This window comes from Enterobacter sp. ECC_219_Taxon_10, assembly GCF_058354905.1.
In genome coordinates, this window is sequence record NZ_CM178005.1 from 1,661,463 (window position 1) to 1,680,536 (window position 19,074).

The 19,074-nt window shown below is 54.3% G+C and carries 16 protein-coding genes and 1 CRISPR repeat array; of the genes, 9 read left to right on the top strand and 7 right to left on the bottom strand.

All coding sequences use genetic code 11. From position 1 onward, the window contains the following. The first annotated feature begins 46 nt into the window (after positions 1-46). The 8 genes from AC4ICF_RS07905 to cas6f all read left to right on the top strand — a co-directional run bounded on the left by AC4ICF_RS07905 (position 47) and on the right by cas6f (position 10,671). On the top strand, positions 47-481 hold the full coding sequence (locus AC4ICF_RS07905) for a hypothetical protein (RefSeq protein WP_407065509.1): 435 nt from the start codon (positions 47-49) through the stop codon (positions 479-481). Positions 482-675: 194 nt separating this feature from the next. Next, a CRISPR array of direct repeats spans positions 676-1,532; the repeat unit is 28 nt; unit sequence GTTCACTGCCGTACAGGCAGCTTAGAAA. Between the two features lie 164 nt (positions 1,533-1,696). Continuing rightward, a complete protein-coding gene (locus AC4ICF_RS07910; protein ID WP_316380033.1) occupies positions 1,697-2,146 on the top strand; it encodes a hypothetical protein in 450 nt (149 codons plus the stop codon). A gap of 476 nt (positions 2,147-2,622) precedes the next feature. Further along, positions 2,623-3,606: a type I-F CRISPR-associated endonuclease Cas1f gene (gene cas1f, locus AC4ICF_RS07915; protein ID WP_316380034.1), complete on the top strand. Its 984-nt coding sequence runs from the start codon at positions 2,623-2,625 to the stop codon at positions 3,604-3,606. Then, positions 3,603-6,836, top strand: coding sequence for a type I-F CRISPR-associated helicase Cas3f (gene cas3f, locus AC4ICF_RS07920; protein ID WP_316380035.1), 3,234 nt, complete (start codon positions 3,603-3,605; stop codon positions 6,834-6,836). Before cas1f ends, cas3f begins: the two co-directional genes overlap by 4 nt. A gap of 16 nt (positions 6,837-6,852) precedes the next feature. After that, positions 6,853-8,163 (top strand): type I-F CRISPR-associated protein Csy1, encoded by a 1,311-nt coding sequence (gene csy1 / locus AC4ICF_RS07925; protein ID WP_316380036.1) that lies wholly within the window; start codon positions 6,853-6,855, stop codon positions 8,161-8,163. Further along, on the top strand, positions 8,160-9,095 hold the full coding sequence (gene csy2, locus AC4ICF_RS07930; protein ID WP_491466203.1) for a type I-F CRISPR-associated protein Csy2: 936 nt from the start codon (positions 8,160-8,162) through the stop codon (positions 9,093-9,095). Before csy1 ends, csy2 begins: the two co-directional genes overlap by 4 nt. A gap of 13 nt (positions 9,096-9,108) precedes the next feature. Continuing rightward, positions 9,109-10,107: a type I-F CRISPR-associated protein Csy3 gene (gene csy3, locus AC4ICF_RS07935; protein WP_233002277.1), complete on the top strand. Its 999-nt coding sequence runs from the start codon at positions 9,109-9,111 to the stop codon at positions 10,105-10,107. Between the two features lie 9 nt (positions 10,108-10,116). Further along, positions 10,117-10,671 carry a type I-F CRISPR-associated endoribonuclease Cas6/Csy4 gene (gene cas6f / locus AC4ICF_RS07940; protein WP_316380038.1) on the top strand — a complete coding sequence of 185 codons (555 nt, stop codon included), beginning with the start codon at positions 10,117-10,119 and terminating at the stop codon, positions 10,669-10,671. A 22-nt stretch (positions 10,672-10,693) separates the two neighbouring features. Here the strand turns inward: cas6f and AC4ICF_RS07945 are convergent, their stop codons facing one another. From AC4ICF_RS07945 to trxB, 7 genes are all read right to left on the bottom strand, one after another. Next, a complete protein-coding gene (locus tag AC4ICF_RS07945) occupies positions 10,694-11,167 on the bottom strand; it encodes an RES family NAD+ phosphorylase (RefSeq protein WP_233002279.1) in 474 nt (157 codons plus the stop codon). Then, positions 11,164-11,607, bottom strand: a complete 444-nt coding sequence (locus AC4ICF_RS07950) for an Xre family toxin-antitoxin system antitoxin (RefSeq protein WP_023337017.1) — start codon at positions 11,605-11,607, stop codon at positions 11,164-11,166. Before AC4ICF_RS07950 ends, AC4ICF_RS07945 begins: the two co-directional genes overlap by 4 nt. A 559-nt stretch (positions 11,608-12,166) precedes the next feature. Beyond that, on the bottom strand, positions 12,167-12,385 hold the full coding sequence (gene infA / locus AC4ICF_RS07955) for a translation initiation factor IF-1 (RefSeq protein ID WP_002211347.1): 219 nt from the start codon (positions 12,383-12,385) through the stop codon (positions 12,167-12,169). A 284-nt stretch (positions 12,386-12,669) separates the two neighbouring features. Then, a complete protein-coding gene (gene aat, locus AC4ICF_RS07960) occupies positions 12,670-13,374 on the bottom strand; it encodes a leucyl/phenylalanyl-tRNA--protein transferase (protein ID WP_061098712.1) in 705 nt (234 codons plus the stop codon). Positions 13,375-13,419: 45 nt separating this feature from the next. After that, positions 13,420-15,141: a heme ABC transporter ATP-binding protein/permease CydC gene (gene cydC / locus AC4ICF_RS07965; RefSeq protein WP_316380039.1), complete on the bottom strand. Its 1,722-nt coding sequence runs from the start codon at positions 15,139-15,141 to the stop codon at positions 13,420-13,422. Then, the gene (gene cydD / locus AC4ICF_RS07970; protein WP_316380040.1) at positions 15,141-16,907 is read right to left on the bottom strand and encodes a heme ABC transporter permease/ATP-binding protein CydD; all 1,767 of its coding nucleotides are present in this window, start codon (positions 16,905-16,907) and stop codon (positions 15,141-15,143) included. The genes cydC and cydD overlap by 1 nt, the downstream gene beginning before the upstream one ends. 114 nt (positions 16,908-17,021) lie before the next feature. Continuing rightward, entirely contained in the window at positions 17,022-17,990 is a 969-nt protein-coding gene (gene trxB / locus AC4ICF_RS07975; protein WP_116340982.1) for a thioredoxin-disulfide reductase, read from the bottom strand. A 544-nt stretch (positions 17,991-18,534) separates the two neighbouring features. On the opposite strand from trxB, the gene lrp reads away from it, so the two are divergent. Continuing rightward, a complete protein-coding gene (gene lrp, locus AC4ICF_RS07980) occupies positions 18,535-19,029 on the top strand; it encodes a leucine-responsive transcriptional regulator Lrp (RefSeq protein WP_000228469.1) in 495 nt (164 codons plus the stop codon). Positions 19,030-19,074 lie beyond the last annotated feature (45 nt).

The window sequence follows — 19,074 nt, forward strand, 5'->3', positions numbered from 1 at the left end:
TGCCACCCGAAGTTGGCGTTTCTGGTGGTAGTTTTCAGCATCTAATATGGAAATTATGAATATGGAAAACCAGTCTATCTCTCAACTCTACAGCGAACTCTCCCTCGACCCCGATCTCCCAACCCTTGCCGAGCGCTGCAAACTGCTCACCGAAATCCTCCTCGACTGCAAATCACTCCCGCAAACGCAGCCCGTTTGCCGTTGTCTCGGAGCTTACCTGGAAGAGGTGAAATCCGGCCTCACTGAATCAATGCGTGATTTTCAGGTGGTGGAATTTGAGGACGAAGCGGAACAACCGCGACAAAAAGAGTGGTTGCTGGAAGATACAGAAACGAAATGCGACTACTGCCGGGCGTTAAACCACGTACTGCTGGTGTCGCATTTTGACCGCGATATGTTGCCGCACCTGACGGGGCTCCTTCATGACATTACGCATTCGATGGCTGCTGATGTCGTTGCACCTCAACGTGCAGAAAGGTAATTCACATTATTTCCTGAGTGCAATCTGAGGCGTCGGGGGAGTTCCTCTGACGCTATTGGTTTAAACCCTTTTTTCTGATGCTTACGTAACATATTGATTTATATGGTGAGAATTTCTGTTCCAGAAAAAAGGGTTTTATGCGTAAAAGTTGATTATTTTGTTTGCTAACAATAAGATGGCGTTGTTTCCTTTCAGTTCACTGCCGTACAGGCAGCTTAGAAACACTCGATGCGATACCATGTCGGCCTGTTATCGTTCACTGCCGTACAGGCAGCTTAGAAACCCGTGCGTCCTCACGCGGAGGGCTGGTCGTAGTTCACTGCCGTACAGGCAGCTTAGAAATGTGCAGCCGTCGCCCCGTGCGGGTGTGCATGGTTCACTGCCGTACAGGCAGCTTAGAAAAGCATCGAAAGTGGTCTTGTAACCGGAAGACCGTTCACTGCCGTACAGGCAGCTTAGAAAAGGGAGAAGCGGGAGGTTCAACCCCGAGCACCTGTTCACTGCCGTACAGGCAGCTTAGAAAGCTGCTCTCCATCTCTTTTGCGCGCCGCATGAGTTCACTGCCGTACAGGCAGCTTAGAAACAAATTTTAACTTTGAAATAGTCGTCAATGTGGTTCACTGCCGTACAGGCAGCTTAGAAAAGCTGACGTTCGCGCTGGCGCGAGCACTTGAATGTTCACTGCCGTACAGGCAGCTTAGAAAGTGGCCTCAAAAGGGGGATGGGGTTGAATTAGCGTTCACTGCCGTACAGGCAGCTTAGAAAACGCTGGGCGGCGGCAACCGGACCGACCGCAGGTTCACTGCCGTACAGGCAGCTTAGAAAACAACGCGCGGTTCACCCCCGCTAGAACCCCCGTTCACTGCCGTACAGGCAGCTGGGATGGTACTTAACCGTGTTTTTGTTCACTGCCGTACAGGCAGCTTAGAAAGACAAGCGGCTCGCTACTGAGCTACATGACAAGTTCACTGCCGTACAGGCAGCTTAGAAAATCTTCAATTGCTAAACGAGTAGAACCGTTATGTTCACTGCCGCACAGGCAGAATAAAAACCATCGGCAATCATAACCGAGTCTACCAGGCGAATGCCCGTTTTAATGCTGAGCTAAACGTCACCTCTTCATTATGTTGACCCTGTATGGGGACTTGGCATTTTTAACCTGGAAATAAAATACCTTTGAGTTATTCTTTCCCCGTCAAAAACAAGGAGAAGTATATGAAATTCCAATGGGTTATTATGACAACAATTCTTTTTCTTCCATTAGCCAGTAATGCGGTTGTAATACCTCTCATGGGGGAACTTAAAGCCGAAAGTCATCAGGTTTGTGGGAAAAATATCGATGTGGAAGTTATTATGCTTGCAAATCACTCTACTTTGATCGGCCTGCAGAATAAACAAACACATAATCTGGATTTATTTCTCTCATCCGAGCAATCTTCCGAGGAGATGAATTATGCGAAATTCATTCCCGCCAAATATGATAACCTGTCAAAGAGTTTTGTTGCCCGCGAAGATAACGAAATTGATATAGTCTGGGGGAGCTCAAAAAATGATAAAGATGAGGTTTCTTATAGCCTTGCCCTTGGTCCTCAGACGTATTCGTGTAGCCCGCTCCAGAAGTGGCCAAGTGAAAAAGCCAATGAAATTTATGGTGAGACCCCCTGACTCTTGTTATGCTTACAGGCGCTTTTTTAAGCGTCTGTATCAATGACACCTTTCTGAACCTGGCTGGGAAGAGAAGTTGCGTAATTTATTTCCTGACATTAAGATGAGCGACGTTCTTCCTGCTTAACTGCTGTACAGGCAGTTTAGAAAAACTCGACTGCGAATTTTTCCGCAATAAAACGTTTACTGCCGTACAGGCAGCCCCCCTCTTTATAGTAAATATTCGTTATGTCAATTTTATAAGTGGAAGTATTCAAGCTCTCGCTTTTTTTCAAACGTATACACGTAAATATTCACGGGTGAATTATATTATTACGTATATATCATTGGTGAAAATAATGATTGAAGTAGGTAGAGTTATTTTTTATCTCAATTATAACTGTAATTAGTATTCATTTGATACCCGTCACATTTTTTTTCATCTTGTCTCCGATAACATGCAATGCATACAACACTTTGAAATAAAAGCCCTTGCTATGCCTACAAACAGCATCACCCCTACCGACTTAAAAACCATTCTGCATTCAAAGCGCTCCAACATTTATTACCTGGAGAAATGTCGCATCCAGGTAAATGGGGGACGCGTTGAATACGCCACTCAGGAAGGCAAGGAGTCATTTTATTGGAATATTCCCATCGCCAATACCACCGCGGTGATGCTGGGAATGGGAACATCCGTTACGCAAATGGCAATGCGGGAGTTTGCCCGAGCAGGGGTAATGGTCGGCTTTTGCGGAACGGACGGCACGCCGCTTTATTCCGCGAACGAGGTGGATATCGATGTCTCATGGCTCAGCCCGCAAAGCGAATACCGCCCGACCGCATATTTACAAAACTGGGTCTCATTCTGGTTTGATGAAGAAAAACGTCTGCAGGCGGCAAAGCAGTTTCAGTTTATCCGTTTACAGCAAATCGAAAAACAGTGGGCAGGGCTGCGGATGCAGCGGGAAACGTCTTTTCAGCCCGAACGGGATGCGCTGAATACTATTCTGGCGCGTGCGAAAGAGGGCATGGAAAACGCACAGGACCACACGTCGCTGATGCTCCAGGAAGCACAGCTCACAAAATCGCTCTACAAACTTGCCAGCCAGACGGTGGGCTACGGCAGCTTTACGCGCGCCAAACGGGGCGGCGGGGCGGATATAGCGAACCGTTTTCTCGATCAGGGCAACTATCTCGCCTACGGGCTGGCGGCTGTCGCGGCCTGGGTGACGGGCATTCCTCATGGTCTGGCTGTCATGCACGGCAAAACCCGACGCGGAGGGCTGGTTTTTGATATTGCCGATTTAATCAAAGACGCCCTCGTTATGCCGCAGGCATTTATTGCGGCGATGGAGGGTGAGGATAATCAACAGTTTCGTCAGCGCTGCATCAACGCGTTTCAACAGGCTGATGCGCTGGACGTGATGATTACTACCTTGCAGGAAACCTCGCACTCGCTGGCGGGGAACACAAAATGAATGTGCTGATTATCTCTCGGTGTACCAAACGTGCGCGTGAGCAAAGCTGTCAGATTATCGATCAGTTCGCAGAGCGTACGGGTGACGCGGCATGGCAGACGACAATTACGATGGAAGGTGCCATCACGCTGCGCAAGCTGCTGCGTAAAACGGCGCGTCGTAACACCGCCGTGGCCTGCCACTGGCTGAAAAAAAACGGTCAAACCGAACTGCTGTGGATAGTGGGCAACTTGCGTCGTTTTAACGCGCAGGGGCGCGTGCCAACAAATCGCACAACGCTGCAAATTATCCGCAATGACAGCGAACATCGCTGGCAAAGTGCGGAAAATATCGCCCTGCTGGCGGCGATTGCCGGGCTGTTTCATGATTTTGGTAAAGCAGGGATGTGCTTTCAGCAGACGCTTAAGGGGGAAAGTCAGCACCTTTGTCAGCCGTATCGCCATGAGTGGATCTCGGTTCGTCTGTTCGAGGCGTTTGTAGGTGAGCAAACCGATGAGCAGTGGCTGACATCCCTCACTCAGCTAAAAGCCGCTGACGAAAAGGCCATGCTGAAAGCGCTGAAGATGGACAGGGCAGAGTGGAGCAATAGCCCACTTGAAAAATTACCTCCTGTGGCGAGGGTAGTGGCGTGGCTAATGCTATCGCACCACCGTTTACCTCAACCGCACCCGGCAAAAACCTCATTACTGTACAGTGAAGGCTGGATTGAGAAACAGCTGAACGCGGACTGGAACTCGCTTAATCATAAATCCACCGAAAAACATCCATGGAAAGAGCGTGATTTTAAAAATGTCTGGAAATTCCCCCACGGTACGCCGCTAAAAAGCCAAACCTGGCGCGAGAAGGCCCGGCAGATTGGCAAACGCATCCGAAATCTTCCCGCGCTGCTTCATGCGGGATCGCTGGATAATCTCTTCACTGTACATCTCGCCCGCCTGGCGCTGATGCTGGCCGATCACGTTTACTCCTCTCAACCCGCGTATGCCGGATGGCAGGATGATGCCTTTCAGGCGTGGGCTAATAGCGACCGCCAGTCCGGGCAGCTCAAGCAAAAGCTGGATGAGCACAATGTTGGCGTGGCGCATCAGGCGCTATTGATGGGGCGTTCTCTTCCCGCGTTGCGCCGTTCGTTACCCGCCATCGCCCGGCATAAAACGTTTCGGGAAAGGGCGAAAGAAAAGCGCTTTTGCTGGCAAAACGACGCGTGGAACGTGGCGTCGTCCCTGCGCGAGAAGAGTGCCGAGCAGGGCTTCTTCGGCATCAATATGGCCTCGACCGGATGTGGTAAAACCTTCGCCAATGCCCGAATTATGTACGCGCTGGCAGATGAGCAGGCGGGATGTCGTTTCAGCGTGGCGCTGGGGTTGCGCACGCTGACGCTGCAAACGGGTCAGGCTCTGCAGTCGCGCCTGGGGCTTGATGACGACGCGCTGGCCGTCGTGACCGGTGCTGCAGCAGTAAAGGAGCTGTATCACGGTAATGATGCTGAAGATACCAGCAGCGCCAGCGATGAAGCGTTCTTCGCCAGCCATCATTATGTGCATTACGAAGGGGCGACCAGCAGCGGGATCGCCCAGCAGTGGCTGGCGAAAGAACCGGCGCTCAACCGTCTGGTCAGTGCCCCGGTCCTGGTGACAACTATCGATCATCTGATGCCTGCCACGGAAGGCGTGCGCGGCGGCAGGCAGATCCCCGCCATGCTGCGCCTGATGACCAGCGATCTGGTGCTTGATGAGCCTGATGATTTTGACGTTGATGATTTGCACGCCCTTTGTCGGCTGGTTAACTGGGCGGGCATGCTCGGCTCTCGCGTGCTGCTCTCCTCTGCAACGCTGCCCCCTGCATTAACAGAAGCGCTGTTTGAAGCCTATCGGGAAGGGCGCAAAGCCTGGCAGGACGCGAGCGGTCAGTCGGACAGGCCGACGAGTATTTGTTGCGCCTGGTTTGATGAGTATGGCGCGCAGTCGCAGGACGTGGCTGACGACGCGAATTTTTGTCAGGCGCATGGCGATTTTGTCAGGCAGCGGATTAAACGTCTGCCTGACCAGCCCCGGCTTCGTCTGGGTAAACTTGCCGCCGTGGAGCCGCACGCTTCCCGCAATGCGGATGTTGTCTCTGCGTTAGCGCAGACGCTGTACCAGCAAACAATCGCGCTGCATGGCGATCATCACAGCACGCATAAAAGTGGCAAAACCGTATCCTTTGGTCTGGTGCGGATGGCGAATATCAATCCGCTGGTTGCCGTCGCGCGGGCGCTGATGGCCTTACCTTCTCCGGACAATTACCGCATTCATTATTGCGTGTACCACAGCCAGCACCCGCTGGCGGTGCGTGCGGCGATTGAAAAACGACTTGATGCCGCGTTCACGCGGCACGAGCCGGAGCGGGTCTGGCAGTTGCCTGACGTTAAGCAGGCGCTGACGTCACCGGAACAGCACCATCTTTTTGTCGTGCTCGGAACATCCGTTCTCGAGGTTGGGCGCGATTTTGATGCCGACTGGGGAATTATCGAGCCCAGCTCTATGCGCTCGCTGATCCAGTTTGCGGGCCGTATTCAGCGCCACCGTCAGATCGTTCCTGAGCGCGAAAATCTGGTGATTCTGGAACGCAACGTTCGCGCGCTTCGCGGGGAGACGGTGGCCTACTGCCGACCTGGTTTTGAAACTGAGCGCCATACGCTGCCTCATCACGAACTTCATGAACTGATCGATGAAGAAGGCTATCGCACGCTGAATGCGATTCCGCGCATCGTTGAAAATCTGCCCGGCAATGCGCTGGCGGCGCTGGAGCATGCACGGTTGCGCGCTGCTCTGCTGGACGGAGACGACAAGTCCGATGCGGTAGCCGCGTCGTGGTGGCGACTGCCGCTGACGTGGAACGGTGAATTGCAGCGGCGGACGCCGTTTCGCCGCGCTTCACCGCAGGAAACGTTCTTTTTGAGTATGGAAGAGGAAGGCGATGAACCTGAGTTTTGCCTGATGCAGGAAAACGGGGTGTTAAAACCTGCGGGAGGATTTTGCGAACAGGCGTTGTCCATGGCCGACGGCGTAGAGCCGTGGATTGCAATTGATTATGCCGAGGTATTACAGGCGCTGGCCGAAACGAAGCAAATGGAGCTGAACGCGGTGTCGCGACGGTATGGCGAAATTACATTGAGAGTGACCAGGGAGGAGGAAGCAGAGCAATGGCTGTATCACCCGGTGTTGGGTGTGTTCAGGGAATTTCTATAAAAAACCAGGAGACAGTATGTCAGTTGAAGCACTAAGCGCTTTCATCGCTGAGTACATCGCCGGACGACGACAAACAAAGCTGGAAGCATTTGATAAAGAGGCCGCAAAGCGCAGCGATACAGTTAGCGCAACGCTCGCGGCAGAACGCCGGGAACTGGAGCTTCGCTATGAGCCGAAAGCATGGCTGACGGATGCAGCGAAGCGAGCCGGACAAATTAACCTTGTGACCCACGCGGCGAAATTCACCCATGGGGATTCAAAAAGTAGCAGTATGTACAGCGAGGCAGTGGCGCAGGAAGGGTATCTCAGCACCGCTGCCTTGTCAGGTCTGGAACCGGATGCGGTGGGTAACGCAGCTGCGCTGGACGTCGCGAAACTGCTGCAAACGCGGGTAGAAGATGGCGATTCTCTACTCGCCAGTCTGAAACGTGGCGAGCACGCTGCGCTGGCCGCTTTTACCGATGACGCAAGTCAACTGAGTGAATGGATTACGGGTTTTTCCCGCGCGTTTACGCCCGGCGAACCCGCTTCCCACAGGCTGGCGAAACAGGGGTATTTTCCGGCAGGAGAAGGTTACCATCTCTTAAGCCCGTTATTTGCCACCTCGCTTGTTCACGACATGCACCAGAAAATGATCGCCTTTCGTTTTGGTGATGAGGTTAAAGCCATCTGGAAAGCGCGTCGTGAGAAAACCTGGCATCCTTCTGCGCTGACGTTATTCCCGGATTCAGCGGAAATACACTTCGGTGGCACCAAACCGCAAAATATTTCCTATCTGAACAGCGTGCGGGGCGGGCGTAGCTGGCTACTATCCTGCCAGCCACCGCAGTGGAAAAGGGCAGACAAGCCGCCTGCGGGTTTACGTTCCGTTTTCGCTTCGGGTGGGCAATTTGACCGCCGTGCGAGGAGTCACATTCAGCTACTTGTCTCGTTACTAACAAAAACGGGAGATTACACCAATTTTCGTATCCGTGAAGCCCGCGATGGCTACATCAATATGATTATCGATCTGCTGTTCGAGATCGCATCTGAACTTCAGCGTGAACCTACGCAGAACTGGACACTTAACAGCCCCGATCTGAAACGCCATCAACAGCTCTGGCTCGATCCCTGGCGCACAAAAACGGACGAAGCCTTCCGTCTTGAACGAGAAAAAGATGACTGGCAGGACGCTGTGGCCGAAGATTTTGCCCTGTGGCTGAACGCCCGTCTGCGCAAGTCGATGCCGGATTTAGGTGCGGTGGAAAAACATGAATGGGAAACCCGCGAACGTTTACGTACTAACCTCCGCGAGATGGAAAAAATTATCCAGGAGGCACTTAAATGAGCTCACTGATCCTGCTTCGCCGTATCAGCGTCGAAAACGCCAACGCGATAGCCGGGCTGACGTATGGTTTTCCCGCGATTACTCATTTTCTGGGATTCTCTCATGCGCTGTCTCGCCGTCTGACCGAAACGCATGGGTTGTGCATTGATGGCTGTGCCGTTGTCAGCCACGAGCAGCAGATCCATGCCCATTCTTCTGGTCGTGACTATCAGTTTGCGCTGACCCGCAATCATCTTACCCGTGAAGCGAAAACGGCCTCCTTTAATGAAGAGGGGCGCATGCATATGACCGTTTCATTGCTGCTGGAGTGTCGCGGGGAAATCCCTAACGGCGAATACGGGCAGCGCAATCTGGCGGAGCACCTCATGCAGCTGTGCCCAACGCTTAGGCTAGCGGGCGGTATCATTGTTGATATTGAGGCTGTTACCGTCATGGCGATGCCGTCCAGCAGTCGGGATATGTGTCGGTTGCAGTGGCAACTGATGCCCGGCTTTGCCCTGCGCGACCGCAGCAGTTGGCTGGGCGAACATCATCAAGCGCTTCTTGAAAACAAGCCTGATGCCACGCTGCTTGATGCCTGGCTCGATTTCGCTGCATTGAAAATGCAGGCCGAAACACCGGAAGACGGCAATATCCGTGAAGGCGATCCGGCAGACTGGCATTACGTCCCCAAACCTAACCCCGGTTATCTGGTGCCGTTGATGATCGGCTACCAGCGTATCTCTGAACTCTACGCGCCCGGCGTCGTAGCAAACGCGCGCGATGCAGAAACGCCCTTCGCGTTTACCGAAGCGGCGTATGGTGTGGGCGAATGGTGCGGTCTGCACCGGATTCGGTCATTAGACGATATTTTCTGGCGTTATCACACGACAGAAACAGGCTACTACTGTCAGGGCGCGGGCGCGCCGGCGACATCTGAACATCTCATTTAAAAAGGACTTATCTATGGCAAAGGCTCCAACCGCCGTTAAAACGGCATCTGTACTGGCATTTGAACGTAAACTGGCGACCTCGGATGCGGTGATGTATTCAGGAAGCTGGGAGGGAGAAAACTGGCAACCGATCCGCATCCAGGAAAAAGCGGTGCGCGGAACCATTTCCAACCGCCTTAAAAACGCGCTCACTAACGATCCGGCGAAACTGGATGCTGAGATCCAGAAAGCCAACCTCCAGCGGGTGGACGTGGCCGCTCTGCCCGCAGACTCAGACACCCTGCAGGTGAAATTTACCCTGCGCGTGCTGGGCAATTTGTCTACACCTTCCGTATGTAATGATCGCGCGTATCAGGATGAACTTCAGCAGGTTATCGAAGGTTATATCAGCGAACACGGTTTTGCCGAACTGGCGCGCCGCTACGCAACCAATCTGGCGAACGGCCGCTTCTTATGGCGTAACCGCGTCGGCGCTGAAAAAATTGTCGTGAACGTGACGGGCAGTAAAACATGGACGTTTGATGCGTATCGTTATGCGCTGCGTGATTTTTCCGCGAGCGATGAGCAGCTCGATACGCTTGCGCGGGAAATCGAAAAAGGGCTTAGCGGCGAAGGATTTGTTCTCCTGAACGTCGAAGCGCAGGTGCTTCTTGGTGCCGGACAGGAAATTTTCCCGTCCCAGGAGCTGGTCCTGGACAGCAACAGCAGCAAGAGTCGTCTGTTGTATCAAGTGGATGATGTTGCCGGTATGCACTCGCAGAAAATTGGTAATGCGATTCGGACTATCGATACCTGGCATCCAAAAGTGGATGAGCTGGGCGCGATAGCCGTTGAACCGTATGGCTCTGTCACCAGCCGCGGTGTGGCTTGTCGTCAGCCGAAAGAGAAAATGGACTTCTACACGCTTCTCGATAACTGGGTGACGAAAGGGCAGAAACCCGAGGTTGAGCAGCAGCATTATGTGATGGCCGTACTGATCCGTGGCGGCGTCTTCGGTGAGAAGGGCGAGTAAGGAGTGGTTATGGATCACTATCTTGAGATCCGCGTCCTGCCCGACCCGGAGTTCAGCGAGGAGATGCTGATGGCCGCGCTGGTGGCTAAATTGCATCGTGCGCTGGGCCAGCGGGGGAAGGGGGATATTGGTGTTAGTTTCCCTGCGCACGGCATAAAGCCCGGCGCGGTGTTACGCCTGCACGGTACTCACCCGGCGTTAAGCGAGCTCGACTCGCTGGCATGGCGAAGGGGACTAAGCGATTACTGTCTGTGCACGGCGATACAACCCGTGCCAGAGGTAAAGCAATGGCGATGCGTGTCCCGTGTGCAGGTGAAAAGCAGCGCGCAGCGGCTTATGCGCCGTTCGGTAAAAAAAGGATGGATCACTGAGGCAGAGGCGCAGCAGCGCCTGTTAAAAATGGAAGAAGCGCGGACTGATTTGCCCTGGCTTAATTTACGTAGCCTCTCTACAGCTCAGTCTTTCAAACTTTTTATTCGTCATGGTGAGTTGCTTCCCGCTCCCGTGGATGGATGCTTTTCAACCTACGGGCTGAGCGCGACAGCGACAGTTCCCTGGTTCTGAGAAAACACGGCCGCATCAGCGTTCAGGGTGCGGTTTTTTCTGCAAGGCGGGTATCAAAAATAAAGGGCAGTTGCTGAACAGAACTGAGCGCCGAATGGAATGCCGGATGTAAGGGGTTAAGGATGGCATTGTTTTCATAAGGAATGATGCAGGAAGGCAGGATGAGGGCGAGGGCGCTGTTAGCCTGCAACCACCCGGTTCCCAGATCCATCGTCGATACCGGTGCCGGATTTTCCTGCCAGTCCTCGGGGAGCCATGCTTTATCCAGGTAATCAATCTGGTCGTCCGGGATATCAATGCTGAAAAGCTGGTACTGATTCAATACGGTATCTTTTCTGACGTGCACCAAAATCTCAAGTGATGCCAGCGAGATGGACGTGGACACATATACGGCGGGATGTCCTTTATGGTTCCAGCGACCGCCGTACTGATTTGCGCCGCTTCCACTCCACGCTTCGCTGGCATAGCGCCCCGTTACCAGCCGATAAAAAATCATGCAAACACTCCGTGTTCGAGTCGACCAATCAGGTCGGTGACTTCCAGCGCACCGGTTTCCGTAGCGATCAGGTCGACAGGCGCAACATTGCCAAGCCCGCGTACCGGCGCCTGCAGCCAGTTCCATGCCTCTTCTTTACTGCCGAAATAATCGACGGCAGCATCCAGCACCCGAACGAAACGGGCCACGCGTTCGCTCTCATCCGGTGTCAGCGTCCGTCCCGCGCTTTTACGGCGAGCCACGTTACGCTCATTAATCCCGGTGACGCGCAAAATGTCCGCTTTCGACATGGCCGTCCACTCATGGATATTGTCGAGGACGCTGACGGGCAATCCCTGATTGAGAAATTCAATCAGCCGCATACCTCTGTTTGCAGGTAAACCGGCGTAGCGCCAAAGTGCGTTATCAGCAGGTTTCTGCGCGGGGATCCAGGTTCTCATGTTATCTCCCTATTAATGTCATTTGTCGTGGTTAAGTATAGTCATTTGTCAGGATGTGTGGAATGGGTGTTTTTTGTACTGGGTGATTTATGAAAAGAAAGGTGTTTTGACCTAATTTTTATCATTCTTGTAATTGCTTGATTTTGAATGAAAACATTGAGTGGATGAAAAAGAGGGAGAGAGAAAAGTTTTTAGCTTTTTTTGTATGAAAACCATGATGATGTGTGGATATTATTCCAGTGCACTGCCGTACAGGCAGCTTAGAAATGTGTTGGCGTGAGAAGCTTCATTGACGCACTGTGCACTGCCGTACAGGCAGCTTAGAAAAGGGAAATGGACAACCATCACCACAGGATGAAGTGCACTGCCGCACACGCAGCTCAGCAAAATAGAAAATAAGGCCTCACACCCCTTACTTCCTACACTGTCGAACAGACAGCCACGATGCTCAAACGGACCGTCAAATAATTGTTCAAATTATCGACTGCGCCACAAAAAAATAAGGCCGGGAATATCCCGGCCTTATTTAATATTCATCTGCCATTACAGGCGAAAACAATTAGCGACTACGGAAGACAATGCGGCCTTTGCTCAGGTCGTACGGGGTCAGTTCAACAGTCACTTTGTCGCCCGTCAAAATGCGGATGTAGTTTTTGCGCATTTTACCGGAGATGTGCGCAGTTACCACGTGACCGTTTTCCAGCTCTACGCGAAACATGGTATTAGGCAACGTATCAAGTACGGTACCCTGCATTTCAATATTGTCTTCTTTGGCCATCTAATCCTCTGGGGTATCACTACCAAGTTTTGAACCGGCAAGATAATGCCGAAATTCATCAATTAAGTAAAGAATTGCGCGTTTAAAACGCAGCAAAACAGTTTCGGCGCATTGCCCAAGCGTCACGGTACAACCGAACGGAAAGCGCATTCGTAAAGGGGATACAACAGGATAAACGTCAGGACGTTATCTGAAGCGAAGGTCCCAAACGGCGGCGGGGCAACAGGCAGAAGCTACTCTGCGGCATAATTATAACACCCTCACAAAAAATATGCGGAAAACATTTAGGCATTGGGCATAAAGAGCGTTCTGGGGATCCAGAAGTCGCGCGGGAGCTTCTCCTGACGGCAGGCGTCCAGATGCTCGATATACTGTCGTCGCGGGATGTCAACGGCACCGAGGGAGGCGGTGTGCTCATTGAGCACCTGACAATCGATCAGACGCCCGCCGCGTTGGGCAAAGGCCTGGCAGAAGACCAGCAGCGCGGTTTTCGAGGCGTTGACCGCACGGGAGAACATCGACTCGCCGCAAAATAGCGTCCCTTGCGCCACGCCGTACATGCCGCCAACCAGTTCTCCGTTTTCCCAAACCTCAATGGAGTGGGCGTAGCCAAGCTCATGGAGTTGATGATAGGCGTTGACGATATCGCGGGTGATCCACGTCCCTTCATGGCGATCTTCGGCACAGCCTTCGATCACCTGTCCAAAGGCGTGATTCAGCGTTACGCGGTACGGGGATTTTGCATGGAATCGCTTCATGCTGCGGCTCAGATGGAACTGCTCTGGCCACAGCACGGCGCGCGGGTCGGGAGACCACCATAAAATCGGGTCGCCCGGAGAAAACCACGGGAAAATGCCGCGCTGGTACGCCATTAATAGCCGCGCAGGGCTAAGGTCACCGCCAAGGGCCAGCAGCCCGTTGGGCTCACGCAGCGCTCCCTCCGGCGAAGGGAACGCGATGTTATGACGAGAAAGCTGGACCAGGCGCATGACAGCAAAACTCCAGTACGCGAGTGAGGACGCTACAAATATAGTCTACAGACGCTGTTTGAACTGATAGTAGCGACCCTGTTTCGCCAACAGCTCTGCGTGACTACCTTGCTCAATAATGTGCCCGTTGTCCATCACAATTATCCGATCAAAACTTGCCAGCCCGCGCAGGCGGTGCGTCACCATCAGGACGGTTTTTCCTGCCATCACGTTCGCCAGCAAATCAAGGATTTGACTCTCGGTTGTCGCATCAAGCCCTTCTGTCGGTTCGTCGAGCAGCATCAGCGGCGCATCATGCAGCAGCGCGCGCGCAATGGCCAGACGGCGTAGCTCTCCGCCGGAAAGCTGACGACCGCCTTCGCCCAGCCAACTGTTGAGACCTTCGTCCTCAAGCAGCTTTTGCAGTCCGACCTGCTCCAGTACGGCGCGAAGATCATCGTCCGAAGCCTCTGGCGCGGCCAACAGCAGGTTATCGCGCAGGGTGGCGCTAAACAGATGCACGCGCTGTGGAACGACGCTCACGGTCTTGCGCAGGGCCTGCTCGCTGAAATCGGTCAGCAACGTAGTATTAAAACGAATCTGACCGCGCTGCGGATCCCAGGCGCGCGTCAGCAACTGCAGCAGCGTCGACTTACCGCAGCCGGTACGACCGAGGATCGCCATCCGCTGCCCTGCATTAACAGAAAGGTTGATACCGTCCAGCGCGTTTTGGGCCTGCTTGTCATAGGCGAAGGCCACGTTATCAAGCGTCAGCGCCACCTGCTCAGGCACGGCGGTTTGCGCTGTACTGAACCTGACTTCAGGCTCCTGCTCGGCAATCTGGGTGATGCGCAGGGCTGAGGCGATCACCTGCCCAAGATGCTGGAAGGCGCCCGTCACCGGGGCCAGCGCCTCAAAAGCGGCCAGCGCGCAGAAAACGAAGAGCGCAATTAGAGGGCCTGGCTGGGTATTACCGCCAATCCCGCCGGAAGCCAGCCACAGCATGGCGATCACCGCCACGCCGCCGATTAACACCATCAGTGCCTGCGAGAAGGCCGTCAGTTCAGACTGACGGCGCTGGGCGTCATGCCAGTTCAGCTCCGTATTTTCCAGTCGGGCGCGGTAGCGCTTGCTGGCACCAAAAATGGTCAGCTCTGCCTGCCCCTGAAGCCAGGAGGTCAGCTGCTGGCGATAATCCCCGCGCAGACGCGTCAGGTTTTCCCCGGTGGATTTCCCGGCGCGATAAAATAGCGGCGGCAAAATAAGGAGCGTCAGCAGCATAATTCCACCCAGCGTCAGCGCAACGGGAACATCCAGAACGGACAGCCCCAGCGTGACCACTACAATCACCACAAACGCGCCCACTATCGGGGAGATCACCCGCAGGTAAAGGTGGTCCAGCGTGTCGACATCCGCAACGACACGGTTAAGTAACTCACCCTGACGAAAACGCGCCAGCCCGGCAGGGGAGAGGGGCAGCAGTTTGCTGAAGGTGTAAATGCGCAGGTGCTGCAGAACGCGGAACGTCGCGTCGTGGCTGACCAGCCGCTCGAAATAGCGTCCGGCAGTACGGGTAATGGCGGTACCCCGCACGCCTGCCGCCGGCAGCATATAGTTGAAGCTGTATAATCCGGCGAACCCTGCGACGGCGGAGGCCGACAGGAACCAGCCTGAAAGCGTGAGCAGGCCGATGCTGGCGAGCAGCGTCACAATCGCCAGCACGATCCCCAGCGTCAGCATCCATTTGTGGCGTTTATAGAGCGCAAGATAAGGCAGCAGAGCACGCATCAGATGTCCTCCTGACGGTTCGCCAGCAGGGCGGCGAACGGCCCCTGCGCGGCAACGAGAGCGGCGTAATCGCCTTGCTCAACAATTCGGCCGTTCTCCATGACCCAGATCTGGTCCCAGTCGGCAATGCCTTCCAGCTGATGGGTGACCATCAGAGTGGTTTGCTGCCGGGATGCGGCGTTCAGGGCCGCCATGACGCGCTGTTCGCTGTGGGCATCCAGGCTGGCGGCGGGCTCATCCAGCAGCATCAGTTGGCACGGGTTAAGCAGCGCGCGGGCAACGGCCACACGCTGCGCCTGTCCTACTGACAGCCCGGCGGACTGGTCGCCGACCACGGTATCAACTCCTTGCGGGAGCAGCGGCAGAAACTCGCTGACCCAGGCGCGGTCGAGAACGGACTGTAGTTCATCTTCACGGGCATCCGGGCGCGCCAGGAGCACGTTTTCGCGCAGCGTGGAGGCAGGAAGCTGCGGGTTTTGTCCGACCCAGCTGAGCTGCTTACGCCAGGCGTCGGGATTGAGATTACGCAGTTCAGCTTTGTTTATCCGCAGCGAACCGGTGTAGGCCATAAAACCGGATAACGCATTCAGCAGAGAGCTTTTCCCGGAACCGCTGGTGCCGACCAGCACCACACGTTTTCCGGCTGGCAGGGTAAAGTTCAGCGGACCCGCGAGCACTTTGCCTTCAGGTGACAGAATGGAAAAGTCCTGCGCTTCAATGGTCACGGGGTCTTTAGCATTCAGCGTCACGTCACCGCGCTCCGGGTGCGCCAGCGGCGTCTCCAGGAAGGTTTTCAGGCTGTCGGCCGCGCCAACGGCCTGCGCTTTGGCATGATAGAAGGTCCCCAGGTCGCGAAGCGGCTGGAAAAACTCCGGGGCCAGGATGAGCGCCAGGAAACCGGCAGAGAGGGTGACTGCCGTGCCGTAGTGGCCGAAATCCAGCGCGCCGAGATAGGAGAAACCGAAATAAACCGCCACGAGGGCAATCGACAGCGAGGTAAAGAATTCCAGCACGCCGGACGAGAGAAACGCCAGGCGTAACACTTCCATCGTGCGCTGGCGGAAGTCCTGTGATGCCAGGCGAATATTCTCGGTTTCCGCTTCACCGCGACCAAAAATACGCAGGGTTTCCATCCCGCGCAGACGGTCGAGGAAATGTCCGCTCAGCCTGCCCAATGCCAGGAAGTTGCGGCGGTTGGCATCAGCGGCCCCCATGCCGACCATCGCCATAAACAGCGGGATCAGCGGGGCGGTGCCCAGCAGGATCACTGCCGCCACCCAGTTGACGGGGAAAATGGCGATAACAATCAGCAGCGGAACAAAAACCGCCAGCGCCATCTGCGGAAGATAGCGCGCGTAGTAATCGTGCATATCGTCAATCTGCTCAAGGATCAGCGTCGCCCAGCTTCCGGCCGGTTTACCCTGGATCCACGCGGGCCCGGCTTCCTGAAGGCGATCCAGCACCTGACGGCGGATCTCGTAGCGGATATGCTGTCCGGCGTGGAAGCCGACGCGCTCACGCAGCCACACCACCCAGGCGCGCAGGACAAAAACCAGGATCAGAACAATAAAGGACAGCAGGAGCGCTTCGCGGGGAATGTTCTCCATGATCATGTGATTAAGAATGCGGGCCAGCAGCCATGCCTGGGCAACAATCAACAGACCGCTAACGAACCCCAAAAGACGGGAGATCGTAAGCCAGCGGCGGGAAATAACGCTTTGCTGTTTCAGCCAGCGTGTTAACTCTTGTTGACGGGTTTTTTCCATTGCGTATTTTGCAGGTGACGTTATAAGAAATTAGACATCTGCATGTTACACGCGAGCAAAAATAAAGGCGACCTGTGGCCGCCTTTATTTACGTTTGTTACTGACTTGTAAAGATTATTTACCTTGTTCAGCCAGTCCATCGAGATAGCGTTCAGCGTCCAGCGCGGCCATACAGCCGGTGCCCGCAGAGGTGATCGCCTGACGGTAAATATGGTCCATTACGTCACCGGCAGCGAACACGCCCGGGATGCTTGTCTGGGTCGCGTTACCGTGGCTGCCGGACTGCACTTTGATGTACCCGTTTTCCAGCTCCAGCTGGCCTTCGAAGATCGCGGTGTTCGGGCTGTGGCCGATAGCCACAAACAGACCCGCCACCTCCAGCGTTTCGACGTTATCGGTGTTCTGGGTATCACGAATGCGCAGACCCGCAACGCCCATCTGATCGCCCGTGACTTCTTCCAGGGTACGGTTGGTGTGCAGCACGATGTTGCCGCTCGCCACTTTATCCATCAGGCGCTTAATCAGGATCTTCTCGGCGCGGAAGGTGTCACGACGGTGGATCAGATGCACTTCAGAGGCAATGTTCGCCAGGTAAAGCGCTTCTTCCACCGCGGTGTTGCCGCCGCCGATAACCGCGACTTTCTGGTTACGATAGAAGAAACCGTCGCAGGTGGCGCAGGCAGAGACGCCGCGGCCTTTAAACGCTTCTTCAGACGGCAGGCCGAGATAGCGGGCAGAGGCCCCGGTAGCGACGATCAGCGCGTCGCAGGTGTATTCGCCGCTGTCGCCCGTCAGGCGGAACGGACGGTTCTGCAGGTCAACCTTGTTGATGTGGTCGAACAGGATTTCGGTTTCGAACTTAGCAGCATGCTCGTGCATGCGTTCCATCAGCAGCGGCCCGGTCAGGTCGTTCGGGTCGCCCGGCCAGTTTTCCACTTCCGTGGTGGTGGTCAACTGACCGCCTTTTTCCATGCCAGTGATCAGTACTGGCTGCAGGTTTGCGCGTGCAGCATAGACCGCCGCGGTATATCCCGCAGGTCCAGAACCAAGGATTAGCAACTTACTGTGTTTGGTCGTGCCCATGAGATCCCCATTGTTGTTGGCAGGCAATGGGCTGGATTGTAGGGAATTTGTTGCCGTAAAAAAAGAGCGCTGGGATTTTGCTTTCGATACATGCAATAGCTGCGCCCGATGAATCTTGCCCCGTTACATCACGTTATCTACTGAAAACCGCTCGTTTATAAGGCAGTAAAATGAGGATTAATACCCCCCCGTAATGAATATCCGGCATCTTGTACTAAAAAACGATGTTTTGCTTTGACAATCCCCTGCGCATTTGCGAAAACATTCAAGGAAGAAAAAAAACCGCGTTAACCGTATGCCGCATAGGCATGCACGTAAATGCCATTTTTACCGTGTCAGTGAAATCTACGCATGGCGTGGACAGACGCCATACGTGATGTCGGTGACAGCCTTCGGGCAGCGGTCTTCTTACCAACAGAACCCGAATCCGCATCGCGTCTAATACATAACCAGGCGATGTGATGACTAACGGGTACAGGCTCTGAACAGTGATGTGCACAGGGTCCAGGCAGGAGTAGGGAAGGAATACAGAGAGACAATAATAATGGTAGATAGCAAGAAGCGCCCTGGCAAAGATCTCGACCGTATCGATCGTAACATTCTTAATGAATTGCAAAAGGATGGGCGTATTTCCAACGTCGAGCTTTCAAAACGTGTGGGACTTTCCCCGACGCCGTGCCTTGAGCGTGTGCGCCGACTGGAAAGACAGGGTTTTATTCAGGGCTATACGGCTCTGCTGAACCCGCATTATCTGGATGCCTCACTTCTGGTATTTGTTGAGATTACTCTGAATCGTGGTGCGCCGGATGTGTTTGAGCAATTCAACGCCGCTGTACAAAAACTTGAAGAAATTCAAGAGTGTCATCTGGTGTCCGGTGATTTCGACTACCTGTTGAAAACCCGTGTGCCTGATATGTCCGCCTACCGTAAGCTGCTGGGGGAAACCCTGCTGCGTCTGCCAGGCGTGAACGACACCCGTACCTATGTGGTGATGGAAGAGGTCAAACAGAGCAATCGTCTGGTTATTAAGACGCGCTAACACGGAACAGGTGCAAAATCAGCGTAGTTTGATTACACTCCTGTT

What these genes read in the sequence shown, in the direction of transcription:
- AC4ICF_RS07905 (WP_407065509.1), top strand. Translation starts at nt 47, where the DNA reads ATGGAAATTATGAATATGGAAAACCAGTCTATCTCTCAACTCTACAGC.
- AC4ICF_RS07910 (WP_316380033.1), top strand. Translation starts at nt 1,697, where the DNA reads ATGAAATTCCAATGGGTTATTATGACAACAATTCTTTTTCTTCCATTA.
- cas1f (WP_316380034.1), top strand. Translation starts at nt 2,623, where the DNA reads ATGCCTACAAACAGCATCACCCCTACCGACTTAAAAACCATTCTGCAT.
- cas3f (WP_316380035.1), top strand. Translation starts at nt 3,603, where the DNA reads ATGAATGTGCTGATTATCTCTCGGTGTACCAAACGTGCGCGTGAGCAA.
- csy1 (WP_316380036.1), top strand. Translation starts at nt 6,853, where the DNA reads ATGTCAGTTGAAGCACTAAGCGCTTTCATCGCTGAGTACATCGCCGGA.
- csy2 (WP_491466203.1), top strand. Translation starts at nt 8,160, where the DNA reads ATGAGCTCACTGATCCTGCTTCGCCGTATCAGCGTCGAAAACGCCAAC.
- csy3 (WP_233002277.1), top strand. Translation starts at nt 9,109, where the DNA reads ATGGCAAAGGCTCCAACCGCCGTTAAAACGGCATCTGTACTGGCATTT.
- cas6f (WP_316380038.1), top strand. Translation starts at nt 10,117, where the DNA reads ATGGATCACTATCTTGAGATCCGCGTCCTGCCCGACCCGGAGTTCAGC.
- AC4ICF_RS07945 (WP_233002279.1), bottom strand. Translation starts at nt 11,167, where the DNA reads ATGATTTTTTATCGGCTGGTAACGGGGCGCTATGCCAGCGAAGCGTGG.
- AC4ICF_RS07950 (WP_023337017.1), bottom strand. Translation starts at nt 11,607, where the DNA reads ATGAGAACCTGGATCCCCGCGCAGAAACCTGCTGATAACGCACTTTGG.
- infA (WP_002211347.1), bottom strand. Translation starts at nt 12,385, where the DNA reads ATGGCCAAAGAAGACAATATTGAAATGCAGGGTACCGTACTTGATACG.
- aat (WP_061098712.1), bottom strand. Translation starts at nt 13,374, where the DNA reads ATGCGCCTGGTCCAGCTTTCTCGTCATAACATCGCGTTCCCTTCGCCG.
- cydC (WP_316380039.1), bottom strand. Translation starts at nt 15,141, where the DNA reads ATGCGTGCTCTGCTGCCTTATCTTGCGCTCTATAAACGCCACAAATGG.
- cydD (WP_316380040.1), bottom strand. Translation starts at nt 16,907, where the DNA reads ATGGAAAAAACCCGTCAACAAGAGTTAACACGCTGGCTGAAACAGCAA.
- trxB (WP_116340982.1), bottom strand. Translation starts at nt 17,990, where the DNA reads ATGGGCACGACCAAACACAGTAAGTTGCTAATCCTTGGTTCTGGACCT.
- lrp (WP_000228469.1), top strand. Translation starts at nt 18,535, where the DNA reads ATGGTAGATAGCAAGAAGCGCCCTGGCAAAGATCTCGACCGTATCGAT.